General features: G+C 64.5%; 25 protein-coding genes and 1 tRNA gene. 18 read left to right on the top strand and 8 right to left on the bottom strand.

The genetic code is table 11. The annotated features are described in order from the left end of the window. Positions 1-15 precede the first annotated feature (15 nt). Genes VGM61_RS07670 through VGM61_RS07660 form a run of 3 tightly spaced genes read left to right on the top strand, consistent with a single transcriptional unit; the run spans position 16 to position 2,457 of the window. On the top strand, positions 16-342 hold the full coding sequence (locus tag VGM61_RS07670) for a hypothetical protein (RefSeq protein WP_331522175.1): 327 nt from the start codon (positions 16-18) through the stop codon (positions 340-342). Next, positions 342-1,034, top strand: coding sequence for a response regulator transcription factor (locus tag VGM61_RS07665; protein WP_250624229.1), 693 nt, complete (start codon positions 342-344; stop codon positions 1,032-1,034). Before VGM61_RS07670 ends, VGM61_RS07665 begins: the two co-directional genes overlap by 1 nt. Beyond that, complete coding sequence (locus VGM61_RS07660) at positions 1,000-2,457, top strand: sensor histidine kinase (RefSeq protein WP_414694821.1); 1,458 nt, start codon at positions 1,000-1,002, stop codon at positions 2,455-2,457. The genes VGM61_RS07665 and VGM61_RS07660 overlap by 35 nt, the downstream gene beginning before the upstream one ends. A 4-nt stretch (positions 2,458-2,461) precedes the next feature. Here the strand turns inward: VGM61_RS07660 and VGM61_RS07655 are convergent, their stop codons facing one another. Next, positions 2,462-2,698, bottom strand: coding sequence for a hypothetical protein (locus tag VGM61_RS07655; RefSeq protein WP_331522173.1), 237 nt, complete (start codon positions 2,696-2,698; stop codon positions 2,462-2,464). Positions 2,699-2,927: 229 nt separating this feature from the next. Between VGM61_RS07655 and VGM61_RS07650 the strand changes: the two genes are divergently transcribed. The 7 genes from VGM61_RS07650 to VGM61_RS07620 all read left to right on the top strand — a co-directional run bounded on the left by VGM61_RS07650 (position 2,928) and on the right by VGM61_RS07620 (position 8,447). Then, positions 2,928-3,899 (top strand): biotin--[acetyl-CoA-carboxylase] ligase, encoded by a 972-nt coding sequence (locus VGM61_RS07650; RefSeq protein ID WP_331522172.1) that lies wholly within the window; start codon positions 2,928-2,930, stop codon positions 3,897-3,899. Next, a complete protein-coding gene (locus VGM61_RS07645) occupies positions 3,896-4,666 on the top strand; it encodes a type III pantothenate kinase (RefSeq protein WP_331522171.1) in 771 nt (256 codons plus the stop codon). Before VGM61_RS07650 ends, VGM61_RS07645 begins: the two co-directional genes overlap by 4 nt. A 13-nt stretch (positions 4,667-4,679) precedes the next feature. After that, positions 4,680-4,755, top strand: a tRNA-Thr gene (locus tag VGM61_RS07640). Positions 4,756-4,772: 17 nt separating this feature from the next. After that, the gene (locus VGM61_RS07635) at positions 4,773-5,642 is read left to right on the top strand and encodes an SPOR domain-containing protein (RefSeq protein ID WP_331522170.1); all 870 of its coding nucleotides are present in this window, start codon (positions 4,773-4,775) and stop codon (positions 5,640-5,642) included. A 95-nt stretch (positions 5,643-5,737) separates the two neighbouring features. Further along, positions 5,738-6,649, top strand: coding sequence for an arginase (gene rocF, locus VGM61_RS07630; protein WP_331522169.1), 912 nt, complete (start codon positions 5,738-5,740; stop codon positions 6,647-6,649). A 107-nt stretch (positions 6,650-6,756) separates the two neighbouring features. Further along, complete coding sequence (locus tag VGM61_RS07625; protein ID WP_331522168.1) at positions 6,757-8,115, top strand: tryptophan--tRNA ligase; 1,359 nt, start codon at positions 6,757-6,759, stop codon at positions 8,113-8,115. 5 nt (positions 8,116-8,120) lie between these two features. Then, positions 8,121-8,447, top strand: coding sequence for a hypothetical protein (locus VGM61_RS07620; RefSeq protein ID WP_331522167.1), 327 nt, complete (start codon positions 8,121-8,123; stop codon positions 8,445-8,447). A gap of 10 nt (positions 8,448-8,457) precedes the next feature. On the opposite strand, the gene VGM61_RS07615 is transcribed toward VGM61_RS07620, so the two are convergent. Beyond that, positions 8,458-8,919, bottom strand: coding sequence for a DUF1456 family protein (locus VGM61_RS07615; RefSeq protein WP_331522166.1), 462 nt, complete (start codon positions 8,917-8,919; stop codon positions 8,458-8,460). Positions 8,920-9,009: 90 nt separating this feature from the next. Here VGM61_RS07615 and VGM61_RS07610 point away from each other — a divergent pair, with 90 nt between their 5' ends. Beyond that, the gene (locus tag VGM61_RS07610; RefSeq protein ID WP_331522165.1) at positions 9,010-9,393 is read left to right on the top strand and encodes a VOC family protein; all 384 of its coding nucleotides are present in this window, start codon (positions 9,010-9,012) and stop codon (positions 9,391-9,393) included. On the opposite strand, the gene VGM61_RS07605 is transcribed toward VGM61_RS07610, so the two are convergent. Genes VGM61_RS07605 through pdhA form a run of 3 tightly spaced genes read right to left on the bottom strand, consistent with a single transcriptional unit; the run spans position 9,390 to position 12,876 of the window. Next, complete coding sequence (locus VGM61_RS07605) at positions 9,390-10,772, bottom strand: dihydrolipoamide acetyltransferase family protein (protein WP_331522164.1); 1,383 nt, start codon at positions 10,770-10,772, stop codon at positions 9,390-9,392. The genes VGM61_RS07610 and VGM61_RS07605 overlap by 4 nt on opposite strands. Before the next feature lie 26 nt (positions 10,773-10,798). Next, a complete protein-coding gene (locus VGM61_RS07600; protein WP_331522163.1) occupies positions 10,799-11,779 on the bottom strand; it encodes an alpha-ketoacid dehydrogenase subunit beta in 981 nt (326 codons plus the stop codon). Between the two features lie 11 nt (positions 11,780-11,790). Continuing rightward, entirely contained in the window at positions 11,791-12,876 is a 1,086-nt protein-coding gene (pdhA, locus tag VGM61_RS07595; RefSeq protein WP_331522162.1) for a pyruvate dehydrogenase (acetyl-transferring) E1 component subunit alpha, read from the bottom strand. Positions 12,877-13,171: 295 nt separating this feature from the next. On the opposite strand from pdhA, the gene VGM61_RS07590 reads away from it, so the two are divergent. Beyond that, positions 13,172-13,987 carry a tryptophan 2,3-dioxygenase gene (locus tag VGM61_RS07590; protein ID WP_331522161.1) on the top strand — a complete coding sequence of 272 codons (816 nt, stop codon included), beginning with the start codon at positions 13,172-13,174 and terminating at the stop codon, positions 13,985-13,987. 100 nt (positions 13,988-14,087) lie between these two features. Next, the gene (locus VGM61_RS07585; protein WP_331522160.1) at positions 14,088-15,578 is read left to right on the top strand and encodes an oligopeptide:H+ symporter; all 1,491 of its coding nucleotides are present in this window, start codon (positions 14,088-14,090) and stop codon (positions 15,576-15,578) included. A 9-nt stretch (positions 15,579-15,587) separates the two neighbouring features. Here the strand turns inward: VGM61_RS07585 and VGM61_RS07580 are convergent, their stop codons facing one another. After that, a complete protein-coding gene (locus VGM61_RS07580) occupies positions 15,588-16,025 on the bottom strand; it encodes a MarR family winged helix-turn-helix transcriptional regulator (protein ID WP_331522158.1) in 438 nt (145 codons plus the stop codon). A gap of 89 nt (positions 16,026-16,114) precedes the next feature. Here VGM61_RS07580 and hppD point away from each other — a divergent pair, with 89 nt between their 5' ends. Then, positions 16,115-17,203, top strand: coding sequence for a 4-hydroxyphenylpyruvate dioxygenase (gene hppD, locus VGM61_RS07575; RefSeq protein WP_331522157.1), 1,089 nt, complete (start codon positions 16,115-16,117; stop codon positions 17,201-17,203). Positions 17,204-17,264: 61 nt separating this feature from the next. On the opposite strand, the gene VGM61_RS07570 is transcribed toward hppD, so the two are convergent. Next, on the bottom strand, positions 17,265-17,663 hold the full coding sequence (locus VGM61_RS07570) for a DUF5362 domain-containing protein (RefSeq protein WP_331522156.1): 399 nt from the start codon (positions 17,661-17,663) through the stop codon (positions 17,265-17,267). A gap of 110 nt (positions 17,664-17,773) precedes the next feature. Between VGM61_RS07570 and hmgA the strand changes: the two genes are divergently transcribed. Genes hmgA through VGM61_RS07555 form a run of 3 tightly spaced genes read left to right on the top strand, consistent with a single transcriptional unit; the run spans position 17,774 to position 20,727 of the window. Next, a complete protein-coding gene (gene hmgA, locus VGM61_RS07565) occupies positions 17,774-19,072 on the top strand; it encodes a homogentisate 1,2-dioxygenase (protein WP_331522155.1) in 1,299 nt (432 codons plus the stop codon). Further along, positions 19,072-19,725, top strand: coding sequence for a hypothetical protein (locus VGM61_RS07560; protein ID WP_331522154.1), 654 nt, complete (start codon positions 19,072-19,074; stop codon positions 19,723-19,725). The genes hmgA and VGM61_RS07560 overlap by 1 nt, the downstream gene beginning before the upstream one ends. Positions 19,726-19,746: 21 nt before the next feature. Beyond that, entirely contained in the window at positions 19,747-20,727 is a 981-nt protein-coding gene (locus VGM61_RS07555) for a fumarylacetoacetate hydrolase family protein (protein ID WP_331522153.1), read from the top strand. Between the two features lie 93 nt (positions 20,728-20,820). On the opposite strand, the gene gap is transcribed toward VGM61_RS07555, so the two are convergent. Beyond that, the gene (gene gap, locus VGM61_RS07550; protein ID WP_331522152.1) at positions 20,821-21,834 is read right to left on the bottom strand and encodes a type I glyceraldehyde-3-phosphate dehydrogenase; all 1,014 of its coding nucleotides are present in this window, start codon (positions 21,832-21,834) and stop codon (positions 20,821-20,823) included. 161 nt (positions 21,835-21,995) lie between these two features. Between gap and VGM61_RS07545 the strand changes: the two genes are divergently transcribed. After that, on the top strand, positions 21,996-22,817 hold the full coding sequence (locus tag VGM61_RS07545) for a S1/P1 nuclease (RefSeq protein WP_331522151.1): 822 nt from the start codon (positions 21,996-21,998) through the stop codon (positions 22,815-22,817). Positions 22,818-22,934: the final 117 nt, after the last annotated feature.

The following is a 22,934-nucleotide window of genomic DNA, read 5'->3' as shown; positions in this document are numbered from 1 at the left end:
TTCAGGACGAATTCAATGGCGCAGGGCATGATCGCATCGTTACCCGCGATGCCCCACATGAAAATCACGTTCCTTTCGCTAGTTTTCCTCGGGTTTGTGCTGTGCGCGCCTGCGTGGGCGTCTGACGTGGGGCTGACCCTCGAGGAAGCCGTGGCGAAAGTGCAGCAGGACACGGGCGGAAAGGTGTTGTCGGCCCAGACCCGCACACTGGAGCATGGTCTGACAACCGAGTATCGACTGAAGGTACTGACACCCGACGGACACGTCCGCGTGGTGCCGGTGCGAACTGAAACGGCCAAGATCCCCACGGCAACCCCTGGGGATACCAAGGAGAAACATTGATGCGCATCCTGCTTGTCGAGGACGAAGCCCCGCTCCGCGAGACCCTCGCCGCCCGCCTGAAGCGCGATGGATTTGCCGTGGATGCAGCCCAGGACGGCGAAGAAGGCCTGTACCTGGGCCGCGAAGTGCCCTTTGACCTGGCCATCATCGACCTTGGGCTGCCCAAGCTCTCGGGGATGGATCTGGTCAAGGCGTTGCGTGAGCACGGCCAGCGTTATCCCATCCTGATCCTTACCGCCCGTGGCAGCTGGCAGGACAAGGTCGAAGGCCTCAAGCATGGCGCCGACGATTACCTGGTCAAGCCCTTCCACGTCGAAGAGCTCCTGGCCCGCATCAACGCGCTGGTGCGCCGCGCCAGTGGATGGTCCAAGCCGATCCTGGCCTGTGGCCCGATCAAGCTCGACACCACGGCGCAGACAGTGACCTCCGATGGCCGCCAGGTCGACCTCACCAGCTACGAGTACAAAGTGCTCGAGTACCTCATGCTGCATGCCGGCGAGCTGGTGTCCAAGGCCGATCTCACCGAGCACATCTACCAGCAGGACTTCGACCGCGATTCGAACGTGCTTGAAGTGTTCATCGGCCGCCTGCGCCGCAAGCTCGATCCGGACAGCGCGCTGAAGCCGATCGAAACGGTGCGCGGCCGCGGCTACCGCTTTGCCATCCCGCGCAACGAGGCGGACGAGGAATAAAACCCAAGGCTCGGCGGGAGAGCCGCGCGTGCTGAAGTTCATCGAGCGGGTGATGGAACACAAGCCCCTGTCGCTTGCCGCCCGCGCGGCACTGGCGACGGGCTTCGCACTGGCTGCATTCCTCGGGCTTACCTGGCTGGCGCAGAACAAGGCGAACTACGCCAGCGAACTGTCGGCGATGCACGATCGCCTGCACAACTACGTGATTGCATTCATCACGGGCACCGAAGTGACGCGGGCGGGCAAGGTAACGCCGCCCGATTCGCCACCGCATCCGGATTTCTCCCGCCCGAGATCAGGCTTGTATGGCGTGATCCTCGGTGACGATGGCTACCGTTGGGAGTCGTCCTCGGCGCTGGGTAGCGATGTGGAATTCGCCCGCCGGTTGCCGATGGGTAACGAGACCTTCGAAGGGCCGATCGATACGCAAGCGGGGCGCTTGTACGTGTACAGCTTCGGCGTGGACATCGATCCGCAGAACGGCGGCAAGCCGGTACACCTGACCTTTACCGCGGCCCAGACCGAAGACCAGTTCGAACGCCAGGTAAGCACTTACCGCCGCACGCAGTTCCTGTGGCTGGCAACGCTTGGCCTGATGCTGATCCTGCTGCAGCTGCTTCTTCTGCGCTGGAGCCTGCTGCCGTTGCGACGGGTGTCCAGCGACCTGGCCCTGATCGAACGTGGCGACCGCGAGCACCTGGAAGGACCCTACCCGGTGGAGCTGATGGGCCTTACCGCTCGCCTGAACGCCTTCATCGATTCCGAGCGCGACCAGCGCACCCGCTACCAGAATACCCTGGCCGACCTCGCGCACAGCCTGAAAACACCGCTGGCGGTGGTCCGTTCGCAACTGGAAGCAGGTCTGGACGTGGCCCGTGCCGATGTCCTGGACCAGGTGCGCCGGATGGACGAGATCGTGGCCTACCAGTTGTCCCGTGCGGCCACCTCGGGGCGCAAGATCTTCGCCACGCCGGTGATGGTGTCCGCGCACGCGGAAGACCTCGTGCAGAGCCTTGAGAAGGTCTACGCCGGGAAGAACGTGCTGTGCGAGTTCGAGATCGAGGAAAAGGCCGCGTTCTATGGCGAGCAGGGCGACCTTCTGGAATTGATGGGTAATCTGCTCGAGAACGCCTTCAAATGGTCCAATCACCGCGTGTTGCTGACGGTGAAGTCCCGTCAGGGCGTGGTGAGGGGTCGTCCGGGGCTGTCAATGGCGGTGGAAGACGACGGTCCGGGCATCGCCGACGCTCACATCGAGCGCGTGCTGCAGCGGGGCGTACGGGGCGACGAACGGGTCAAAGGCCATGGCATCGGCCTTTCGATCGTGCAGGACATCGTCAAGGCGTACCAGGGCACCATGCATGTGGACCGCTCCGAGGAATTCGGCGGGGCAAGGTTTACCGTGGTGCTGCCACCGGGTTAGGGAATTACCAGATCGAGCCCGGGAGCAGGGCAGGCCAGCCGACATCAGGCTTGGCCGAGGCTGGAGCAGCATCGCCGCGGGTGCCATCGTCCGGAAGGTCGTCGCCGACGGCCGCTCGCGCATGCGTGGATCGGGTATTCGAGTGGGCGGGGATATCGTCGGGGTTGTGTACCGAACCACCCTGGCCATCCACGGCATGCGGGCTGGCATCGCTACCTGAGGAAGCGGCGGATGTAGCCAAGGTCCCACTGGCAGGAGATGCCACCACGGCCCCGCAGGCCAATAGGCCTAGCGCTAGACAGCCGTACTGTAGGAACCTGGTATGCATGGCAATACCCCTGTCTCCCCGGGGAGCTCCTGATAGTCGCAGAAACCTGCCGGACCTGCCAGTGCCCCACGAAAACGCCGAAAATGCGCGATGATGGCGCTTCCCCGGCGTGCTCCCCCTGGCCTGCGAGACTTCACCCACGATGCTCACACCAGCCGTGCTCGGCGCCCTGGCGCCCGGCCAACCCATATCCGGCGCTGTCCTGGCACGAACGGCCGGCGTAACCCGCGCTGCGATCTGGAAACAGGTCGAGACCCTCCGCCAGCGCGGCCTGCCGATCGAGGCCCGGGTCGGCGGCGGCTACCGTTTGCCCTGGCCCGTCCAGCTGCTCGAGGAAACCGCCATCCGCGACGGGCTTCCCGTGGTGGCCCGGCAGCGCCTGGGCGCGCTGGAGGTCCACTGGGAGCTCGATTCCACCTCCAGCGAGCTGCAGCGGCGCTTACCCGGCATCCCGGATTTGAGCATCGTGATGGCCGAATCGCAGACGGCAGGCCGCGGCAGGCGCGGCAAGTCGTGGATCTCGCCACCGGGATTGAATATCTACCTGTCGGTGGCCAAGCACTTCGATGCGGGGTTCGCCCGGCTTTCCGGACTTTCCCTGGCCATCGGCGTCATGGTGCTGCATGCCCTGGAAGACATGGGCATCCGTACGGCCGGACTTAAATGGCCCAACGACATACTTGCCGCGGACGCCAAGCTCGCCGGCGTGCTGGTGGAGCTTTCCGGGGAATTCCAGGGCCCGTGCACGGCCATCATCGGGATCGGCCTGAACATACGGGTGCCCGATGCCCTCCGTGAGGAAGCGGCGCAACCGGTCACCGATGTCGCCACGCTTAGCGGGGGCCAGCCACCGGATCGCAACCTGATGGCGGCGGCGCTCATTGCGCGGCTAGTCTCGGGCCTGGAGCAGTTCGAGCGTGAGGGTTTCGCGGCCTTCGTCGATCCCTACGCCTCGTTCGATCTTCTCGCCGGCCAACCCCTGCGCGTGATCGGCGCACAAGGTGAATTCCATGGCGTGGGTGCCGGCATCGATGGCCGCGGCGCACTTCTGGTGCGTGTGGGAAGCGATTTGAAACGCGTCGATAGCGCCGATGTCTCGGTGCGTCGCACGTGATTGCACTCCTGGACCTGGGTAATACGCGGGCAAAATTCGCGCTATGGGATGGCCACACCTTTATCAAGCGGGGCGTGGTCGCGTGGAACGACTCTGCTGCCTTTGCACTGGCTTCGGCGTGGGCGGATTGGCCACGTCCTGATCGGGTTGTGGCGGCTTCAGTGGTGGACAGCGTACGCGAGGCCATGGTGGATAACGCCGCTGTTGCTGCCTTCGACCGCCCACTGGAATGGTTGCACACACCTTCCCGGGCGTGTGGCGTGCGAAATGCCTATGCAGAACCTGCCCGACTTGGCGTGGATCGTTTCCTGGCCATGGTCCACGCCTATCGTTCCGGTCGCGCGCCATGCATCCTGGTGAGCGCGGGCACCGCCCTTACGCTGGACGCGCTGGCGGCCGACGGCAGCCACCTGGGGGGCCTGATCGCCCCGGGGGCGCAGCTGATGTACCAGTCGGTGCTGGGAGCAACCGCCAGGGTGAAGCCCGATGTCGTGGGCCAGGTAGTCGAAGCTGCCGACAATACCGCCGATGGTCTCTTTTCCGGTTGCTGGCACGCGGCGGCGGCTTTGGTGGAGCGCTTCAACGCACACATGGCGCCCCGGCTTGGCGGCCAACCCAGGCTGTTGGTGGGCGGTGGCGATGGCCAGGCATTGGCGGCCCTGGTCACCCTTGCCACCGAGCATGCCCCCGATGCCGTGCTGCTGGGCCTTGCCGCCTGTGCCACCGATGGACAGACCACGCTCGCCACATCGCCAGCTTCAGGTTAAAATCGCGGGCTGCGCCGGCATAGCTCAGTTGGTAGAGCAACCGCCTTGTAAGCGGTAGGTCCCCAGTTCGAATCCGGGTGCCGGCACCACCCCATGCGGTCTCCCGATGCTGCCTCGCCTGATCTTCGTGTTGCTGGTCGCGTTGAACATCGCCGTGGCAGCGTGGTTGCTGTTCGGCGGCGGCGGGCATTTCATCGGAGATGTCGCTGATGAAGGCGTGCCGCGGCTGAAGCTGGTGGCTGAAACGCAGCCAGCCATGCCGGTCGCGCCGGCGACGGTCGCTGCACCACCGGCGCCTTCGAACGCCAACACCGCCCAGGCCGTGGTCGCCGCGCCGCTCCCCGTATCGCCGATGGCATCGGCTCAGGTCCCCTCATCGAGCGCTTCAACGCCTCCTGCAACGCCGGGCAAGCTTGGGGTGGCGACGGCATCGAAGACCACTCGCCCGTCCAGCGACCAGCAGGCACCTGCACCTGTCGGCGTCTTGCCGCCACCCATCGAACCACCGCAGCGCCGTACTTTCCGTTGCGTGGCCCTGGGCCCGTTTGCCAGTGACGTCGATTCGCGCGCCGCGCGGAGCGCGCTGGGAGCCCTGGTGATTCGAAGCCGCACCCGGCAGGAAACCGCCAGCGTATCCCACGGCTGGCGCGTATTCCTGCCGCCGATGGATTCGCGCGAAAAAGCCACCGACATGGCTAGGCGCCTGGCGGCGAAGAACGTGAAGGATTACTTCGTGGTGCCGGCTGGCCCTGAACCCAATTCCATTGCCCTGGGCGTATTCAATGCCCAGGAGAACGCCCGCAAGCATCGCGACGAATTGGTGGCCTTGGGGTTCCCGGCCCGCATGGCCGAGCGGGTGGAATCCACGCCGTCGTACTGGCTCGACGTGGTGGTGGGCGAGGATGCGAAGGTGAACTGGCAGGCGCGTGCGCGTGCGCCGAAGATCCAGGCACGGTCGACCGGCTGCTTCCAGTAACAAGGCTGGGCGTTAACCTGTCCCATAGTATCCTTCGACTCCCCAAGGCCCTGCTGCCGACGTGTGTCGCGGCGGCCTGGGTCGACTGAGATTCTATGAACAAATCAGTGGTTTTGATCGGCGCGCCGACCGATATCGGCGCCGGCCATCGCGGTGCGTCCATGGGCCCTGAGGCCCTTCGCGTAGCCAATCTTGCCGCCAGGCTCGCCCGTCGCGGCCTTGCCGTCGTCGACCGGGGCAACCTGGCTGGCCCGCTGAACCCATGGCAGCCGCCGGTGGACGGATACCGTCACCTGCCCGAAGTGGTGGCCTGGAATCGCGCGGTGTACGAGGCGGTGTACCGCGAACTGCACGATGGCAACGTGCCGATCATGCTTGGCGGCGACCATTGCCTGGCGATCGGCTCGATCACCGCCGCCGCGCGCCATGCGCGCGAGGCGGGCAAGAAGCTCCGCGTGTTGTGGCTCGATGCCCACGCCGACTTCAACACCAGCCAGATCACGCCCTCAGGCAACATCCACGGCATGCCCGTGGCCTGCCTGTGCGGCCATGGTCCGGACGAGCTCACCATGCTTGGCGGGTCGAAGCCTGCAACCCTGCCCGATGTCTTCCGTCAGATCGGCATCCGCTCGGTGGACGAGGGTGAAAAGAAGTTCGTGCATGAAGCGGGTATCGACATCTACGACATGCGCTACATCGACGAGATCGGCATCAAGGCGTCGATGGAGGAAGCGCTGGCGGACATCGACCAGGATACCCACCTGCACGTGAGCTTCGACGTCGATTTCCTCGATCCTGCCATCGCTCCTGGCGTGGGCACCACGGTACGTGGCGGCCCGAACTACCGCGAGGCCCAGCTGGTGATGGAGATGATCGCCGACACCGGGCGCGTGGCGTCGCTGGACATCGTGGAACTGAATCCGGCCTTCGACAAGCGCAACCAGACGGCCAAGCTTGCGGTGGACCTGGTGGAATCGCTGTTCGGCAAGTCCACGCTGATGCGCTAGCCGTCCCGGGGGAATCCACCCCGCTGCGGCAGCGCGCCGCGTCACGCGACTGGGCGGCCGCCGGCTCGCCGGGCTAAACTCGACCGGCTTCCCCACGAACGAGCCCCATGCAGACCCGCGTCCTTACCGGCATTACCACTACGGGCACGCCGCATCTTGGCAACTATGTCGGTGCGATCCGGCCCGCCATCGCCGCCAGCCACGATGCCGGCGTCGATGCGTTCTACTTCATGGCCGACTACCACGCCCTGATCAAGAGCGACCAGCCCGCGCGCATCGAACGTTCCCGGCTGGAGATCGCTGCCACGTGGCTTGCCTGTGGGCTGGATCCGGCGCGGGTCACCTTCTACCGGCAGTCGGATATTCCGGAGATCCCGGAATTGACGTGGCTGTTGACGTGCGTCACATCCAAGGGACTGCTCAACCGTGCCCATGCCTACAAGGCGGCGGTGGATCGCAATGTTGCCGAGGGCGAGGACAGCGATGCCGGCATCACGGCCGGCTTGTACATGTACCCGGTACTGATGGCCGCCGATATCCTGGCCTTCAACGCCAACAAGGTGCCGGTGGGCCGTGACCAGATCCAGCACATCGAGATGGCGCGCGACATCGCGCAGCGTTTCAACCATCTGTACCGCGGTACGTTCTTCACGTTGCCCGAGGCCCTGATCGAGGAGCAGGTGGCCACCTTGCCGGGTCTGGATGGACGCAAGATGTCCAAGAGCTACGACAACACCATCGCGCTGTTCGAAGGCGGCCCCAAGCGGCTGCGCGAAACCATCATGCGCATCGTCACCGATTCACGGGCGCCGGGCGAAGCGAAATGCCTGGACGATTCGGCGCTGTTCACCCTCTACCAGGCTTTCGCCAGCCGCGCGGAGACCCAGGTGTTCGGCAAGGCCCTGGAAGACGGCATGGGCTGGGGTGAAGCGAAGGAGATCCTGTTCGAACGCATCGAAGACGACGTGGCACCCATGCGCGAACGCTACGATCAATTGATCGCCCGGCCCGGCGACATCGAGGACATCCTGGTCGAGGGCGCGGCGAAGGCGCGGTCTATCGCGGCTCCCCTGGTGGCGCAGCTGCGTGATGCGGTGGGCCTTCGCCGCATGAATACCGTCGCGACGCCGGCAGGCAAGGCGACGGTGGCCAAATCAGACAAGATGCCGCGTTTCGCCAGCTTCCGCGAAGACGACGGCTCGTTCCGTTTCCGGCTTTTCGGCGCTGAAGGCGACGAACTGCTGCTGTCGCGGAAGTTTGCCGATCCCAAGCAGGCCGGCGCCCTGCGCCAGCGATTGCAGACGCTCGGCGGAGGGCAGGCACAGCTGGACGCCGAAGGCCTTGCGTATCGCCTGGTGATTGATGGCGAGCCGGTGGCGATCAGCCCGGGATACGCCGACGACACATCGCGCGATGCGGCCATGCAGACCCTGCGTGCCGCACTCGACACCCTGGCGACGGCGTAACAGCCATGCGGTTTCTTGCCATCGCATTGCTTGCGCCGTGGTTGCTGGTACTGGCCTGGGCTTATTGGACGTATCCGAAGTCACTGCCACGCCACGCGGCGCAGCGTGTCTTCGATGCCGTGGCAATCGTGCTTGCCGTGGTGGTTGCGGTGGTGCTGTCACTGGTGGCGTTCGACGCTGTCCAGATCAAGCAGGTGGGCGCATTCGGCCCTGAAAGCGGGTCGATCTGGAAGCAGGTCATGCCGGCGCTGTACGGCTACTTCTCGTTCATGGCCGTGCTGGCGCTGGCGTTGTGGTTGCGCTGGATGATCTGGCGCACGCGCCGAAGCTGACTTTTCGACGTCAGCCGCGCAGGCGCAATGTCAGGCCGCGAAGGAAGAGACGCAGCAACTGGTCACCGCAGGCACGGTAATTGGCATGTCCGGGTTGCCGGAACAGCGCGTTGAGCTCGGTCTTCGATACAGCGAAGTCCGCCGAGGCGAGGATGTCGATGATGTCCTGGTCCTTCAGTTCGAAGGCAACGCGCAGCTTCTTCAGCACCAGATTGTTGGTGATGCGTTTTTCCACCGGGCGGGGTGGCCGGGAGTCGTCACGCCCACGGCGAAACACGATAAGGCCATCGAGCACATGGGCCATGATGCGGTCGTTGCATGGGACGAAGCCCGGCGCATCGTCTTTTTCGAGCATGCCATGGACCTGCTCGGCAGTGATCTCAAGGCCGCCCAGGGTAGCCAACTGCACCACATGGCCGTCGGCGAGGTCCAGCATGTAGCGCACGCTGCGCAGGATGTCGTTGTTGAGCATCGGCGTAGTCTAGCGGGGGAGGCCGGAATTTTTGCGTTTTTCACGCTGGTCGCGCTAGAACGGCAGCCTTTCCCGACGGAGCGTCATGCCATGCACCATAGCCGCCTGTGTGCCCTTGTCATCGACTGCAAGGACGACGACCTCAAGCCCGATACGGTGTTCTGGAGCGGTGCACTGGGCAAGCCGATCGTAAGCTTCGACCAGGACGGGGACGGCAAGTACGCCGAGCTCGGTACCTCGGCCGATGAACTGATCGTCCTGCTGCAGCGCGTGGATCACGAGCCGCGGGTACACCTGGACATCGAGACCGACGATCTGGAAGCGGAAGCTTCGCGACTGGAAAAACTCGGTGCCAGCCGCGTGGCCAAGGTGCATGACCGCTGGTGGGTGATGCAGGCCCCCAGCGGTCACCGTTTCTGCGTGGTCAAAAAGCAGCGCGAATCATTCGGGCCGCACGTCAATACCTGGGATTAGTTCGGCGCCGCCAGGTCGTCCATCATCGCCTTGAGGAACCGCGCCGCCTCGCCGCCGGTGGCCGCGCGGTGGTCGAAGGTAAGCGACAACGGCATGCGGCGATGGACCTCGATACCGCCCATCACGGCGACCACATCGTGGCTGAGCTTGCCGGCGCCGATGATGGCAACCGTCGGCGGAACCACCACGGGGCTGGCGTAACGGCCGGCGAACATGCCGAAGTTCGACAGGCTGATGGTGTAGCCGGAGAGCTCCGATGCCGGGATCGAGCGATCCTCCACCTGGGCGCGCAGGCGCTTGATCGCACCACGCACACCCGCGGCGTCGAGCATGTCGGCGTTGCGCAGGGCAGGCACGAACAGGCCGTCGTCGGTGTCCACCGCGATGCCGATATCCACCTGCGGATGCAAGGTACGCGTGAGGTTCTTGCCGTCGAACCATGCGTTCAGCGCCGGCACCGCCTTGCAGGCGGTAACGATCGAGCGCACAAGTCGGGCGGTGATGTCCTGCTTGCCGATCCAGGCATGGAGGTCGGCGTCGTCCACGATGGTGGTGGGCACCACCTGGGCGTGGGCATCGGCCATCACCCGCGCCATGTTGCGGCGTACGCCCTTGAGCTGTTCGGGCTGGCCCATCACGGCCTGCGACGGCGGACCGGTGCGCACGGGCTTGCCAGCCAGCGAGACGGCGCTGCGCTGCGGCGCGGCAGTGGGCTCGGGCAGTTCTGGCGCCAGGTGGCGCGCGCCAGCCGGACGGGCAGGGGCTGCGCCCTGGGCAGCCGAGCCATTGGCGGCGGCTTCCTTCACGTCCTTCATGGTGACCACGCCGTCGGCGCCGGTCGGCCGCACGCGGCTGAGGTCGATCTTCAGCTTCTTCGCCAATGCACGCACGGCAGGTACCGCCTTGACGCCGCCGGCGCTCGATACCTGCTCAGTGTGCACGGCGTTGCCGCTGACCATCGCGCCGACCACGGTGCCTTCGTCCTCGCGGTCAGGCTTGCCGTTAGTGTCGATCTCGCCGCCCTCGTCGGAGGCGACTACCTTGGCGGCGTTGTCTGGCGCGGGGCTGCCCACGCCCTTCTTCGGGCCATGGTGATGGCCGGTGGCTTCGGCGTCGGCGCGCTGTTTGGCGTTGGGGTCGATCTCGACGTCGGCCAGGGCCGCACCGGTTTCGATGATGTCGCCGGCGGCGCCGTGCAGTTTCGTTACCTTGCCAGAGAACGGCGAGGGGACGTCCACGACGGCTTTGGCGGTTTCCATCGACACCAGCGGGGCATCGAGCTTGACGGTGTCGCCTTCCTTGACGTGCCATTCCACGACGGTGGCGTCAGGCAGGCCTTCGCCGAGGTCGGGAAGGTAAAAGGTCTTGATATCGGCCATGGGGTCGGTCTCGTTGGATGCTTTATTTAGCTGACGGCGAGCGTGCGTTTGGCCGCGTCGACGATGCGTTCGACACTGGGCAGGTACTTCATTTCCAGGCGGAACAGCGGGATGTGCGTGTCGTAGCCGGTGACGCGCTGCACCGGGGCCAGCAGGTCGTAGAAGCACTCTTCCATCAGGCGCGCGGCGATCTCGGCGCCGAAGCCGGCGGTACGCGGGGCTTCGTGGATGATCACGCAGCGGCCGGTCTTGGTGACAGACTCGGCGATGGTGTCGAAGTCCAGCGGGGTAAGCGTGGCCACGTCGATCACCTCGGCGCTGATGCCTTCCTCGGCCAGCGCGTCGGCGGATTCCAGCGCTTCCTTCACCTGGGCGCCCCAGGTGACCAGGGTAACGTCGGTGCCGTCGCGCAGCACGAAGCACACGTCCAGCGGCAGGGCCTCGCCGTCGTCGGGAACTTCTTCCTTGTACTGGCGGTAGATGCGCTTCGGCTCGAAGAACATCACCGGATCCGGATCGCGGATCGCCGCCAGCAGCAGGCCGTAGGCGCGCGCCGGCGAGGACGGCAGCACCACGCGCAGGCCCGGGATGTTGGTGAAGAGGTGTTCGTTGGCTTCCGAATGATGTTCCGGTGCGCGGATGCCGCCTCCCCAGGGGGCGCGCCACACGGCCGGTACCGTCATGCGGCCACGGGTGCGGTGGCGCAGGCGCGCGGCGTGACAGGCGATCTGCTCCATCATCGGATAGATGAAGCCTTCGAACTGCGCCTCGGCCACGGGCTTCATGCCCTGGACGGCCAGGCCCACCGTGAGGCCGGCGATGGTGGTTTCATCCAGCGGCGTGTCCAGCACGCGCAGTTCGCCGAATTTTTCCTGCAGGCCCTGGGTGGCGCGGAACACGCCGCCGTTGACGCCGACATCTTCGCCCAGCACCACGACGGAATCGTCGTGCGCCATTTCATAGGCAAGCGCCTGGGTTACCGCTTCGATAAGGGTGATCTGTGCCATGAATATTCTTCTTATCCGTGCGACTTGCGGTCGAGGTCGATGGCCTGCTGGCGCTGGGCGACGAGGTCGGCGGGGAGTTCGGCGTAGAGGTAGTCGAACATCGCTTCCACCGGCTGCGTCTTGGTCTGCAGGTAGGCGTCCACTTCGCCATCCATCCAGTCGTCGCACTCGGAAGCCCAAGCCTTTTCCTTGGTTTCGTCCCAGGCACCCTTGGCTTCGAGCCATTTGCGCAGGCGGGGTACGGGATCCTTCGTCCAGGCTTCCTTGACTTCGTCCTCGCCGCGATAGCGGCGGGCATCGTCGGCGGTGGTGTGGTCGCCCAGGCGGTAGGTCACCGCCTCGATCACGCTGGCGCCCTCGCCCTTGCGGGCGCGGTCGAGCGCATCTTCCATCGCCTTGCGCACGGCGATGATGTCGTTGCCGTCCACCTGGATGGTCGGAAGGCCCGCGGCAATAGCCTTCTGCGCCAGGGTTTCGGCGCCGGACTGGATCTTGCGGGGTACCGAGATGGCCCACTGGTTGTTCACGATCACCGCCACCAGCGGCAGGTTCTGCGCGCCGGCCACGTTGATGGCGCCGTAGAAGTCCCCCTTCGACGAACCGCCGTCACCGATGGTGCACACGGCCACGCGCTTCTCGTTGCGGATCTTGAAGGCCAGCGCGGAACCGGCAGCGTGCAGGCACTGGGTGCCGATAGGTACGCACCAGGCGAAGTCGTGGGCGGGTGCCTTGGCGAAATCGTTGCCACGCTCGTCGCCGCCCCAGTACATGTACACCTCGCGCGGCTGTACGCCGCGGTAAAGCTGGGCGCCGTATTCGCGGTAGCTCACGGCGAGGGAATCTTCGCGCTTCATGGCCGAGCCGATGCCCACGTGGGCGGCTTCGTGGCCCAGGCACGAGGCGTACGTGCCCAGCTTGCCGGTACGCTGCAGGGCAACGGATTTGGCATCGAACACGCGGGTGGAAACCATCAGTTTGTAGAGCTCGACCATCTGGTCGAGATCCTTGGCAAAGGCGGGGAGATCCTTGCGGACTTCCTTGCCGTCCTTGTCAAGGTATTGCAGGTATTCAATTTCGAACTTGGCGGCGATGGACACGACTCGCTCCGGATGGGGAATATTTTTTTGAAGGAGGCGCCAACCCATCCAGTGGGGCCTTGCGCACATCCGCCAGGGAAGGCCGGTTCCGTGGGGACCGCCCTTGATATCAGGGCAATTATGACCGTTCAAGGGACACCGCAGCATCAATCACGTTCAACTCGATGCCAAGCCATTGTTTTATATGAAGACGTTCACAAGCGTCGAGGGAATTGGAGCGACCCGTTATATTCCACCCATGACCTCCAAACCGTCCCCCGCCGCGCCCGCTCCGACCGACCGCCTGGAACCGGGTATGGCGACCGATCTCGATGGCCGCATGACCTACGGCGATTATCTGCAATTGACTACGTTGCTATCGGCGCAACAGCCGCGAAGCGTGCCGCCGCACCACGATGAGATGCTGTTCATCGTGCAGCACCAGACCTCCGAGCTGTGGCTGAAGCTGATGATCCACGAGTTGCGGGCGGCGATCGCCTGCCTGCGCGCGGATGACGTCGATTCCACCCTGAAGATCCTTGCCCGCGTGAAGCAGGTGCAACGGCAGTTGTACGAGCAGTGGGCCGTGCTTGCCACGCTTACGCCGGCCGAGTACCACGAGTTCCGCGAGATCCTGGGCCCGTCGTCGGGGTTCCAGTCGCTGCAATACCGCGTGGTGGAATTCATGCTGGGCAACAAGCACGGCGATATGCTCAAGGTATTCGCGCATAACCGGGCAGATTTCGAAGCCTTGCGCCAGGTATACGAGGCGCCGAGCCTTTACGATGAGTTCCTCAGGTTCCTGGGCCGCCGCGGCCACGCGGTGCCCGCCGAGCTCCTCGACCGCGACTTCACCCAGCCGTATCCGCGCAGCGATGCTCTGCTGCCGGCGCTCAAGCGCATCTACGAGGCGCCCCACGATCATTGGCCCGAATACCACCTGTGCGAGCAACTGGTGGATATCGAGGAAAACTTCCAGCTCTGGCGTTTCCGCCACATGAAGACCGTGGAGCGGATCATCGGCTACAAGCCGGGCACGGGCGGCTCGTCCGGCGTGGCGTTTTTACGTCGGGCGCTCGAGCAGACGTTCTTCCCCGAATTGCTGGAAGTCCGCACGCAACTGGGGACATAAAGTCCGCCCAACTTCGCAGGATGTTGCGATGCATCGTTGACGAAGCCTTGCCCGGCGGGTGAAGGTACTCATCGACGACAACACGGAACAGGGGATCGCCATGACCCAGGCAGCCACGGAAAGCATGCCGCCGGATTTTCCCACCACGATGGGCCATCCACGGCCGTTGTGGATGCTCTTCATGACCGAGTTCTGGGAACGCTTCGCGTTCTACGGCATTCGCTGGGCCCTGGTGCTGTACATCGTGGCGCAGTTCTTCGGTGGCGATTCCACCGGCGAGCAACCGGCCAGCCGTACCTATGGCGCGTATCTGGCGCTGGTCTACGCCTCGGCCATCTTCGGCGGCTACGTGGCCGACCGCGTGCTGGGTTACCAGCGGTCGATCCTGGTCGGGGCGGCGGTCATGGCGGCGGGGCTGTTCCTGATCGCCTTCCCGGAAAAACACATCTTCGAACTGGGCCTTGCCACGGTGATCGTGGGCAATGGTCTTTTCAAACCGAACATTTCCACCATGGTCGGCAAGCTCTACGGGGTGGCCGACGAACGCCGCGACAGCGGCTTCACCATCTTCTACATGGGTATCAACTTAGGCGCGCTGATCGCGCCGGTGATCACCGAGTACCTGGCCAAGGCGGTGTTCGGCAGCCTGGACATGCCCAGCTACAAGGTAGTGTTCATGGCCTCAGGCGTGGGCATGATCATCAGCCTGTTCTGGTTCTGGTTCGGGCGCCGCGGCCTGAAGGATATCGGCCTGCCGCCGCCCGGTGGCGAGAGCCTGAAACGGGTGGCCTATGTGCTGGTGGGCATCGTGGCCGGCATCCCGGTGATGTACCTGTTGCTTGCCGTGGGCGCCGGGTTCCTGCAGTGGGTGCTCAGCATCCTCTTCGTGGCCCTGGCGGTATTGCTGCTGGTCGAAGGCATCCGCGAGGGCCGCGTGCAGCGCGACCGGGTGATCGCCATGCTGATCATCTTCGCCTTCAACGTGCTGTTCTGGATGTTCTTCGAGCAGGCGGGCAGTTCCTTCACCTTCCTGGCCGACAAGATCGTCAACCGCCAGCTGGGTGACTTCGCGTTCCCCACGGCGTGGTTCCAGTCGGTGAACTCACTGGCCATCATCGGCCTTGCGCCCGTGCTTGCCTATATCTGGATCCGCATGGGGCGGCTGAACCCGTCGATCCCGCGCAAGTTCGGCCTGGGGCTGATCTTCAACGGCCTGGCCTTCGCGCTGCTGATGCTGGCGCTCTCGGACATGGTGGATGTGTCGGGCAAGATCCCGTTCTGGACGCTTTTCATGGTGTACGTGATCCAGTCGGTGGGCGAGCTTTGCCTGTCACCGATCGGCCTTTCCATGGTGACGAAGCTCGCGCCGCTCCGCCTGGTGGGCTTCGGCATGGGGGGCTGGTTCCTGTCCACCGGCATCGGCAACAACCTGTCCGGCATCTTCGCAGGCCACGTCAGCGGCGAGACGGGCATGACCACCGCCTCGGCGCTGGATGGATACACCTTCGGCTTCTGGTCGCTGATGGGCGCGGGTGTGCTGCTGTTCCTGATCGCCCCGCTGATCAACCGGCTGATGCATGGGGTGAAGTAACCCCGCCGTTTACGCTGAAAGTTTTTCCAGGATGCGCAGCAGCCAGGTGCGTTCCTCGGCATCGAGCACGGCGAAGAACTCCGTTTCGTGGGCACGCGCCTGGGGCGCCACCTCATCGTGGATCGCCCAGCCCGCGTCGCTCAGGCGCAGCACCGAGCGCCGCTTGTCATCGTCATGGGTTTCGCGATTCACACGCCCGGATTTGACCAGCCGGGCCAGCGCGCGGCTCACCGCCACCTTGTCCATGGCGGTGCGCTCGGCTACGTCGCGGGCTGACACATCCGGAAATCGCGCGAGGACCGCCATGACCCGCCATTCGGTCATGGTCAGGCCGAAGCGCGACTCGTAATCCGCGGCGATGGCCTGGCTGATGGTGTTGGAGACGATCGACAACCGGTAGGGCAGGAACTGCTCCAGGGCCAGCGGGTGGTGGGTTGAGTCGGCCATCGTGTTGCGACACTCCTTGCAAATGGTTTCAAGTGAAACTATAACGTAGGCTATGGCAGCATTGAGCCTGTCTTCTCCAGGAGAATTCCATGAGTGCCCAGCCCAACGCCGGCATGCAGGTGACCACATTCGAGAACCCGCAGGGGGTGGACGGCTTCGAATTCGTTGAGTTCGCCGCACCCGATGCCAGCCTCCTGCATACCCTTTTCCCCAGGCTCGGCTTCACGGCCGTGGCCCGGCACAAGTCCAGGGCGATCACCCTGTACCGGCAGGGTGAGTGTAACTTCCTGGTGAACGAAGAGCCCGGCTCGTTCGCTGCGGATTTCGTCGCCAAACACGGCCCCTCGGCCTGTGGCTTTGCCATCCGTTTCAACCGGCCGGCCACCGAAGTGCAGAAGACGGCCCTGGCCAACGGTGCGGAACTGATCCCCGCCCGAACCGATACCCTGGCCCTGCAGGTGCCCACCATCCTTGGTATCGGCGGCGCCGCGCTGTACCTGATCGACCGTTACGGTGCCACGGGCGATGCCTATGCGCAGGAGTTTGAATACCTGCCTGGCGTCGACCGCCACCCGAAGGGCTTCGGCCTCACCTTCATCGACCATCTCACGCACAACCTGTATTTCGGCAACATGCAGCAGTGGTCCGATTACTACGAGCGCCTGTTCAACTTCCGCGAGATCCGCTACTTCGACATCAAGGGTGCCAAGACCGGCCTGGTATCCAAGGCGCTGACCGCGCCCGACGGCATGGTGCGCATCCCGCTGAACGAGAGCGCGGATGAAAAATCCCAGATCAATGAATACCTGCACGAGTACAAGGGCGAGGGCATCCAGCACATCGCCATGTTCACCGACAATATCTATGAGTCGGTGGAAGCGATGCGCGCCCAGGGGGTTCAGTTCCTCGATACGCCCGACACGTATTTCGAAGTGATCGACATGCGTGTGCCCAATCACGGCGAGGATGTCCCGCGCCTGCAAAAGAACAAGATCCTGATCGACGCGGATACCGAAACCAAGACGAAACTGCTGCTGCAGATATTCACCCAGAACAACATCGGGCCCATTTTCTTCGAGATCATCCAGCGCAAGGGCAACGACGGTTTCGGCAACGGCAATTTCACTGCCTTATTCGAATCCATCGAGCGCGACCAGATGCGCCGCGGCGTTCTTTAAAACGGCAATGGCCGGGCGCGTGACCGCCCGGCCATCGTCGATGCCGCGGGTGTAGGTGACCTCAGTGGAATGGCATGCCGTTGCGAAACATGGCCATGAACACCGCGCCGAAGAACACGGCGTACAGCACGGCGATGATGATGCCGATCAGGTAAAGCACACCCTGGATCACGAAATAGGTGCGAAGTTTGGACAGCGCTTCCTTCATCGCCATGGCGTCGCCGCTGAGCTGGGCGCGCTCGATGGCACCGGCGGACTGCATCACCAGCACGCCGATCCAGATCGGCAGCCAGGCGATGACGATGCCAACGATGGTGATGGCGGTCATCGCCCCCTGGATGATGAACATGATGCCGACGAACTTCATCCAGCCACTGCCGGAAGAAAGCGGAACAGCAAGATCACTGACGGTATTGGACACGGTTGTGCCGTACGGCGGTGGAGCCATGGACTCGGACATGCAGATCCCCTCGATTTGAATTTGGTTTTTTTACGCCTGCCCCTGGCTGCAATGGCGCGCGGGCACGATAGCATCCACCCTTGACGCTTTGCCAACGCATGGAACCGATGATGACCAGCACCTTGCGCTACCAATCGGGTTTCGCCAACGAATTCGCCACCGAGGCGCTGGAGGGCGTGTTGCCCCGCGGCCAGAACTCGCCGCAGCGCGTGGCCGGCGGCCTGTATGCCGAGCAGCTCAGCGGCAGCGCCTTCACCGCGCCGCGCCATACCAACCGGCGAAGCTGGCTCTATCGCATCCGGCCAGCGGCGATGCACGAACCCTTCGTTCCGCGTGAGCATGCCCGTTTCCACAACCGCTTCCACGAGGCACCGGCTACGCCCAACCAGCTGCGCTGGGATCCCATGCCCGCGCCGCCGGCCGATACCGATTTCGTCGATGGCCTGGTCACCTATGCCGGCAACGGCGGCGCGGACGAACACGCCGGCTGCGGCATTTACCTCTACGCCGCCAACCGTTCGATGCAGGGCCGTTATTTCTACAGCGCAGACGGCGAACTGCTGGTCGTGCCGCAGGACGGACGGCTGGTACTGCACACGGAATTGGGCGTGCTCGACGTGGCTCCGCTCGAGATCGCGGTGATCCCGCGCGGCGTGCGTTTCCGCGTGGATCTCCCCGATGGCGCGGCCCGGGGTTATGTGGCGGAGAATTTCGGTGCCGCGCTGCGCCTGCCGGACCTTGGGCCCATTGGCGCCAACGGCCTGGCGTTGCCGCGCGATTTCCTCACACCCGTGGCGGCGTATGAGGATATCGATGGCGATTTCGAACTGGTGGCAAAATTCCAGGGGGGATTGTGGTCGGCACGCATCGACCACTCCCCGCTGGACGTGGTGGCCTGGCACGGCAACTACGCGCCCTACAAATACGATCTGGAGCTCTTCAACACCATCGGCTCGATAGCGGTGGACCATCCTGATCCGTCGATCTACACCGTGCTCACCTCGCCCAGCGATACCCCGGGTACGGCGAACATGGATTTCGTCATCTTCCCGCCGCGCTGGCTGGTGGCCGAACACACCTTCCGGCCACCGTACTTCCACCGCAACGTGGCCAGCGAGTTCATGGGCCTGATCAAGGGCGCTTACGACGCCAAGGCCGGCGGTTTCGTGCCCGGTGGCGCCAGTCTGCACAACTGCATGAGCGGCCACGGGCCCGATGCCGCCAGTTTCGAGAAGGCCAGCGCCGCCGATACCGGCAAGCCGGACCACGTCACCAGCACCATGGCCTTCATGTTCGAGACACGGCGAGTGATCCGCCCGGTGGCACAGGCCCTGGCTTCGCCGCAGTTACAGGGCGATTACTACAGCTGCTGGCAGAATATCCACCGGCACTTCAATCCGGAATCGTGATGAACAAACCAGTCCTGCTGTCCGCGCTGCTGGCCCTCGGCCTTGCCGGCTGCGAAAAAGAAGCCGCCGACACCTCACAGATGGCGCCGCCACCAGCCCAGTCCGCGGCCGATGCCGCGCCCGCGCCGCCTCCGGGTCCGGCCCCGGGAAGCACCGCGGGCCCGCCCGAAGGCTCGGCGATGGTGGCGCCGGTGGCGCCCGCCGACCAGCTCGGCAGCGACGTCATGGGCTTCCAGGACCTCCGTTGGGGCATGTCGGTCGCCGATCTCCGCGCCGCATGGAAATCCCCGCTCGCCCCCGCCACGCTCACCGATGCCAATGCCTGCGCTTTCCTGGCGCCCCCGAAGGAAAGCCGCGACATTGCCTTCATGGTGCAGGACGGTGTGTTGAAACGCGTGGACGTGCGCCAGGGTGACACCATGGCGCCCGGCGGTGGCCGCATCGGCATGACAGCCAACGAGATCGCCGGGCTCTACAAGGACAAACTGGCGGTGCAGCCGAACAAGTACCTCGCCAACGCGAAGGATCTGATCGTCACACCGTCCCCGCAGGCCCAGGCGCGCATTGTCTTCCAGGCCGGCCCCGACGGCATCGTTTCGCGCTGGCACATGGGTGTGCCGCCGCAGGTGCTGTACGTCGAAGGTTGTGGCTGATCCCTCCCCAAGGAAATACCGATGAAGCTGGCATCACTCAAGGAAGGCGGCCGCGACGGCACGCTTGTCGTGGTCAGTGGCGACCTCACCACCGCCGTCCCCGCCACGGGGATCGCGCCGACCCTGCAGGCCGCGCTGGACGATTGGGAAAACCTTGCGCCGCGGCTGAATGCGCTGGCGGAAGACCTGGCCAACGGCAACGCGAAGGGAGCCTTTCCCCTGGACATCAGCCGCCTGGCCGCGCCGCTGCCACGTGCCTATGAATTCGTCGACGGCAGCGCCTACCTGCCGCACGTCGAACGCGTGCGGCGCGCCCGCGGCGCCGAAGTGCCCGAGTCTTTCTACACCGATCCCCTGATGTACCAGGCCACCAGCGCCGGATTCCTTGGGCCCCGTGATCCGGTGGTGGTGCCCAGCGAAGACTTCGGCATCGACCTTGAAGCCGAGGTGCTGGTGGTAACCGACGACGTACCCATGGGCGTGAGCGTCGAGGTGGCCTCCGAACACATCCAGTTGGTGGGGCTGGTCAACGACGTCTCGCTGCGCGGCCTCATCCCCAACGAACTGGCCAAGGGTTTCGGCTTCCTGCAATCCAAGCCGCGCTCTGCGCTGTCGCCGGTGCTGGTTACCCCCGACGAACTGGGAGATGCGTGGCAGGGCGACAAGCTTCACCTGCCCATGCGCACCTGGATCAATGGCAAGTGGTTCGGCGAAGCCGAATGCGGGGTGGACATGCAATTCAGCTTCGCCCAGCTGGTGGCCCATGTAGCCAGAACGCGGCCGTTGACCGCCGGCACGCTGGTCGGCTCAGGCACGATCGCCAATGAAGATACGTCCAGGGGCGCGTCGTGCCTGGCTGAGCAAAGGACAGTGGAGACCCTGCGCGATGGCAAGGCGGCGACCCCCTTCCTGAAGTTCGGTGACACAGTGCGGATCGAGGTGACCGACAAGGAAGGTCATTCAATCTTCGGCGCAATCGAGCAGAAAATGGTCGCTCTGTAAGCTGACGCAGCCGCAAAAGGAAAGCCCGCCGGACGTGAGTCGCGGCGGGCTTTTTTGTTCGCGCCGAAGCCCAGCCGGGCGGCGGCGCGGGTATTACTTCGCGGCCATCAGTGCCCGCGTCATGTCCAGCATGCGGTTGGAGAAGCCCCACTCGTTGTCGTACCACGAGAGCACCTTCACCAGCGTGCCGCCCATGACACGCGTCTGCGTGGCGTCGTAGATCGACGAGTGCGGATTGTGGTTGAAGTCGATCGACACCAGCGGCTTGGTGTTGGTGGTCAGGATGCCCTTCAGCGCACCGTTGCCGGCCTCGGCGATGGCAGCGTCGATTTCTTCCTTGCTGGTCTCGCGTTTGGCGACGAAGGTGAGGTCCACCACCGACACGTTGATCGTGGGCACGCGGATGGCGAAACCGTCGAGCTTGCCGTTCAGTTCCGGCAGTACCAGGCCCACCGCGGCGGCGGCGCCGGTCTTGGCCGGGATCTGGCTGTGCGTGGCGCTACGGGCGCGGCGCAGGTCCGAGTGGTACACATCCGTCAGCACCTGGTCGTTGGTGTAGGCATGGATGGTGGTCATCAGGCCATGCACGATGCCGATCTTCTCGTTGAGCACCTTGGCCAGCGGGGCCAGGCAGTTGGTGGTGCACGAGGCGTTGGAGATCACCTGCAGGCTGGAGGTGAGCTTGTCGTGGTTCACGCCGTACACGAACGTGCCGTCCACGTCCTTGTCGCCGGGCGCGGAGATGATCACTTTCTTCGCACCTGCGGCCAGATGCGCGCCGGCCTTGGCCTTGGAGGTGAAGAAGCCGGTGCTTTCCAGCACCACGTCGATGTCGTTCTCGCCCCAGGGAAGCTTCGACGGATCGCGCTCGGCGAACACCTTGATGCGGTCGCCATTGACGATCAGGTCGCCGCCGTCGACGGACACTTCGCCCGGGAAACGGCCATGCGCCGTGTCGTACTGGGTCAGGTGCGCGTTGGTCTCGGCATCGCCGAGGTCGTTCACCGCGACGATCTGGATGTCGTCGTGGCGGCCCGACTCATAGAGCGAGCGCAGGATGTTGCGACCGATGCGACCGTAACCGTTGATGGCGACCTTGATGGCCATAGGGCAGCGTCCTCTTGGGGTGCGTGGTGGTTCGGATGGGCTATGACCTCCAATTTTAGCCGGAAACGGGCCCGGGCGATGTTGTGGCCGCTTAACGCCCATGCACCGTGTCATCAGGCTGTGGCAGACTCCGCCGCCCAAGCCACCATGCAGGGCCTCCCATGCGCTCCACCCATATCCGCAGCGCCGTCGTCGCAGCATCTTTCGCGCTTAGCCTGGGCGCGGCCCCGGCCGCCTTCGCCTGGGGGCAGGTCGGCCACCGCATCGTGGCGAGCCTGGCCCAGCGACAGCTCGATCCCAAGGCCCTGGCCGAGGTCAAGCGCCTGCTGGCCACCGAAAACGACACGGACCTGGCCGATATCGCCAGCTGGCCCGACGAACTGCGCGATAACCCCGACACCAAGGCGTTGGGCAAGGCCACGGCCAAGCTGCACTACGTGGACTTCAACGACCCCACCTGCGTGTATTCACCGCCCAAATGCCCAGATGGCCAGTGCGTGGTGGAGGGCATCCGCAAGTACGTGGCCATCCTGGGTGACCGCTCGAAATCGGACACCGAACGCCGCGAGGCCCTGAGCTTCGTCGTGCATTTCGTTGGTGACGTACACCAGCCGCTGCATGCGGGATACCGCGACGACAAGGGCGGCAATGAATTCCAGGTGCAGTTCCAGGGCAAGGGCTCGAACCTGCACAAAGTGTGGGATTCAGGCATGTTGTATACGCGCAACCTGCAGTGGCCGGCCTATGCGGACCTGCTGGCGGCGCAGGGCGCGGTGACGCTGCCCCGGCCGATTCCGCCGCTGGACAACCCCTACGCCCAGTGGGCGGAGGAGTCGTGCAAGATCAGCAAGGCGCCGGGTTTCTATCCCGACAAGCACGAGATCGACGACGCCTATGTCGCCATCGAACGCCCCGTGGCCGAAGAGCGCCTTCGCCAAGCGGGCAAGCGGCTGGCCGACGTGTTGAACAAGACGCTGGACTAATTGTGGTAATTTCCGACAAATGACCGAAGCCCAAGTCCGTCGCACCAAGATCGTCGCCACCCTCGGCCCCGCCACCGATGCGCCCGGCATGCTCGAGCGCATCATCGAGGAGGGGGT

Origin of the sequence: Pinirhizobacter sp., assembly GCF_036499745.1 — a bacterium.
In the GTDB taxonomy this organism is placed as follows: Bacteria; Pseudomonadota; Gammaproteobacteria; order Xanthomonadales; family Rhodanobacteraceae; genus Pinirhizobacter.
Note: the sequence above shows the minus strand (reverse complement) of the source record. Positions and strands in the feature narration are given on the sequence as shown.

Coding starts and splice junctions, on each gene's coding strand:
- VGM61_RS07670 (WP_331522175.1), top strand. CDS start 16: ATGGCGCAGGGCATGATCGCATCGTTACCCGCGATGCCCCACATGAAA.
- VGM61_RS07665 (WP_250624229.1), top strand. CDS start 342: ATGCGCATCCTGCTTGTCGAGGACGAAGCCCCGCTCCGCGAGACCCTC.
- VGM61_RS07650 (WP_331522172.1), top strand. CDS start 2,928: ATGCTCACACCAGCCGTGCTCGGCGCCCTGGCGCCCGGCCAACCCATA.
- VGM61_RS07635 (WP_331522170.1), top strand. CDS start 4,773: ATGCTGCCTCGCCTGATCTTCGTGTTGCTGGTCGCGTTGAACATCGCC.
- rocF (WP_331522169.1), top strand. CDS start 5,738: ATGAACAAATCAGTGGTTTTGATCGGCGCGCCGACCGATATCGGCGCC.
- VGM61_RS07625 (WP_331522168.1), top strand. CDS start 6,757: ATGCAGACCCGCGTCCTTACCGGCATTACCACTACGGGCACGCCGCAT.
- VGM61_RS07620 (WP_331522167.1), top strand. CDS start 8,121: ATGCGGTTTCTTGCCATCGCATTGCTTGCGCCGTGGTTGCTGGTACTG.
- VGM61_RS07615 (WP_331522166.1), bottom strand. CDS start 8,919: ATGCTCAACAACGACATCCTGCGCAGCGTGCGCTACATGCTGGACCTC.
- VGM61_RS07610 (WP_331522165.1), top strand. CDS start 9,010: ATGCACCATAGCCGCCTGTGTGCCCTTGTCATCGACTGCAAGGACGAC.
- VGM61_RS07605 (WP_331522164.1), bottom strand. CDS start 10,772: ATGGCCGATATCAAGACCTTTTACCTTCCCGACCTCGGCGAAGGCCTG.
- VGM61_RS07600 (WP_331522163.1), bottom strand. CDS start 11,779: ATGGCACAGATCACCCTTATCGAAGCGGTAACCCAGGCGCTTGCCTAT.
- VGM61_RS07590 (WP_331522161.1), top strand. CDS start 13,172: ATGGCGACCGATCTCGATGGCCGCATGACCTACGGCGATTATCTGCAA.
- VGM61_RS07585 (WP_331522160.1), top strand. CDS start 14,088: ATGACCCAGGCAGCCACGGAAAGCATGCCGCCGGATTTTCCCACCACG.
- VGM61_RS07580 (WP_331522158.1), bottom strand. CDS start 16,025: ATGGCCGACTCAACCCACCACCCGCTGGCCCTGGAGCAGTTCCTGCCC.
- hppD (WP_331522157.1), top strand. CDS start 16,115: ATGAGTGCCCAGCCCAACGCCGGCATGCAGGTGACCACATTCGAGAAC.
- VGM61_RS07570 (WP_331522156.1), bottom strand. CDS start 17,663: ATGTCCGAGTCCATGGCTCCACCGCCGTACGGCACAACCGTGTCCAAT.
- hmgA (WP_331522155.1), top strand. CDS start 17,774: ATGACCAGCACCTTGCGCTACCAATCGGGTTTCGCCAACGAATTCGCC.
- VGM61_RS07560 (WP_331522154.1), top strand. CDS start 19,072: ATGAACAAACCAGTCCTGCTGTCCGCGCTGCTGGCCCTCGGCCTTGCC.
- VGM61_RS07555 (WP_331522153.1), top strand. CDS start 19,747: ATGAAGCTGGCATCACTCAAGGAAGGCGGCCGCGACGGCACGCTTGTC.
- gap (WP_331522152.1), bottom strand. CDS start 21,834: ATGGCCATCAAGGTCGCCATCAACGGTTACGGTCGCATCGGTCGCAAC.
- VGM61_RS07545 (WP_331522151.1), top strand. CDS start 21,996: ATGCGCTCCACCCATATCCGCAGCGCCGTCGTCGCAGCATCTTTCGCG.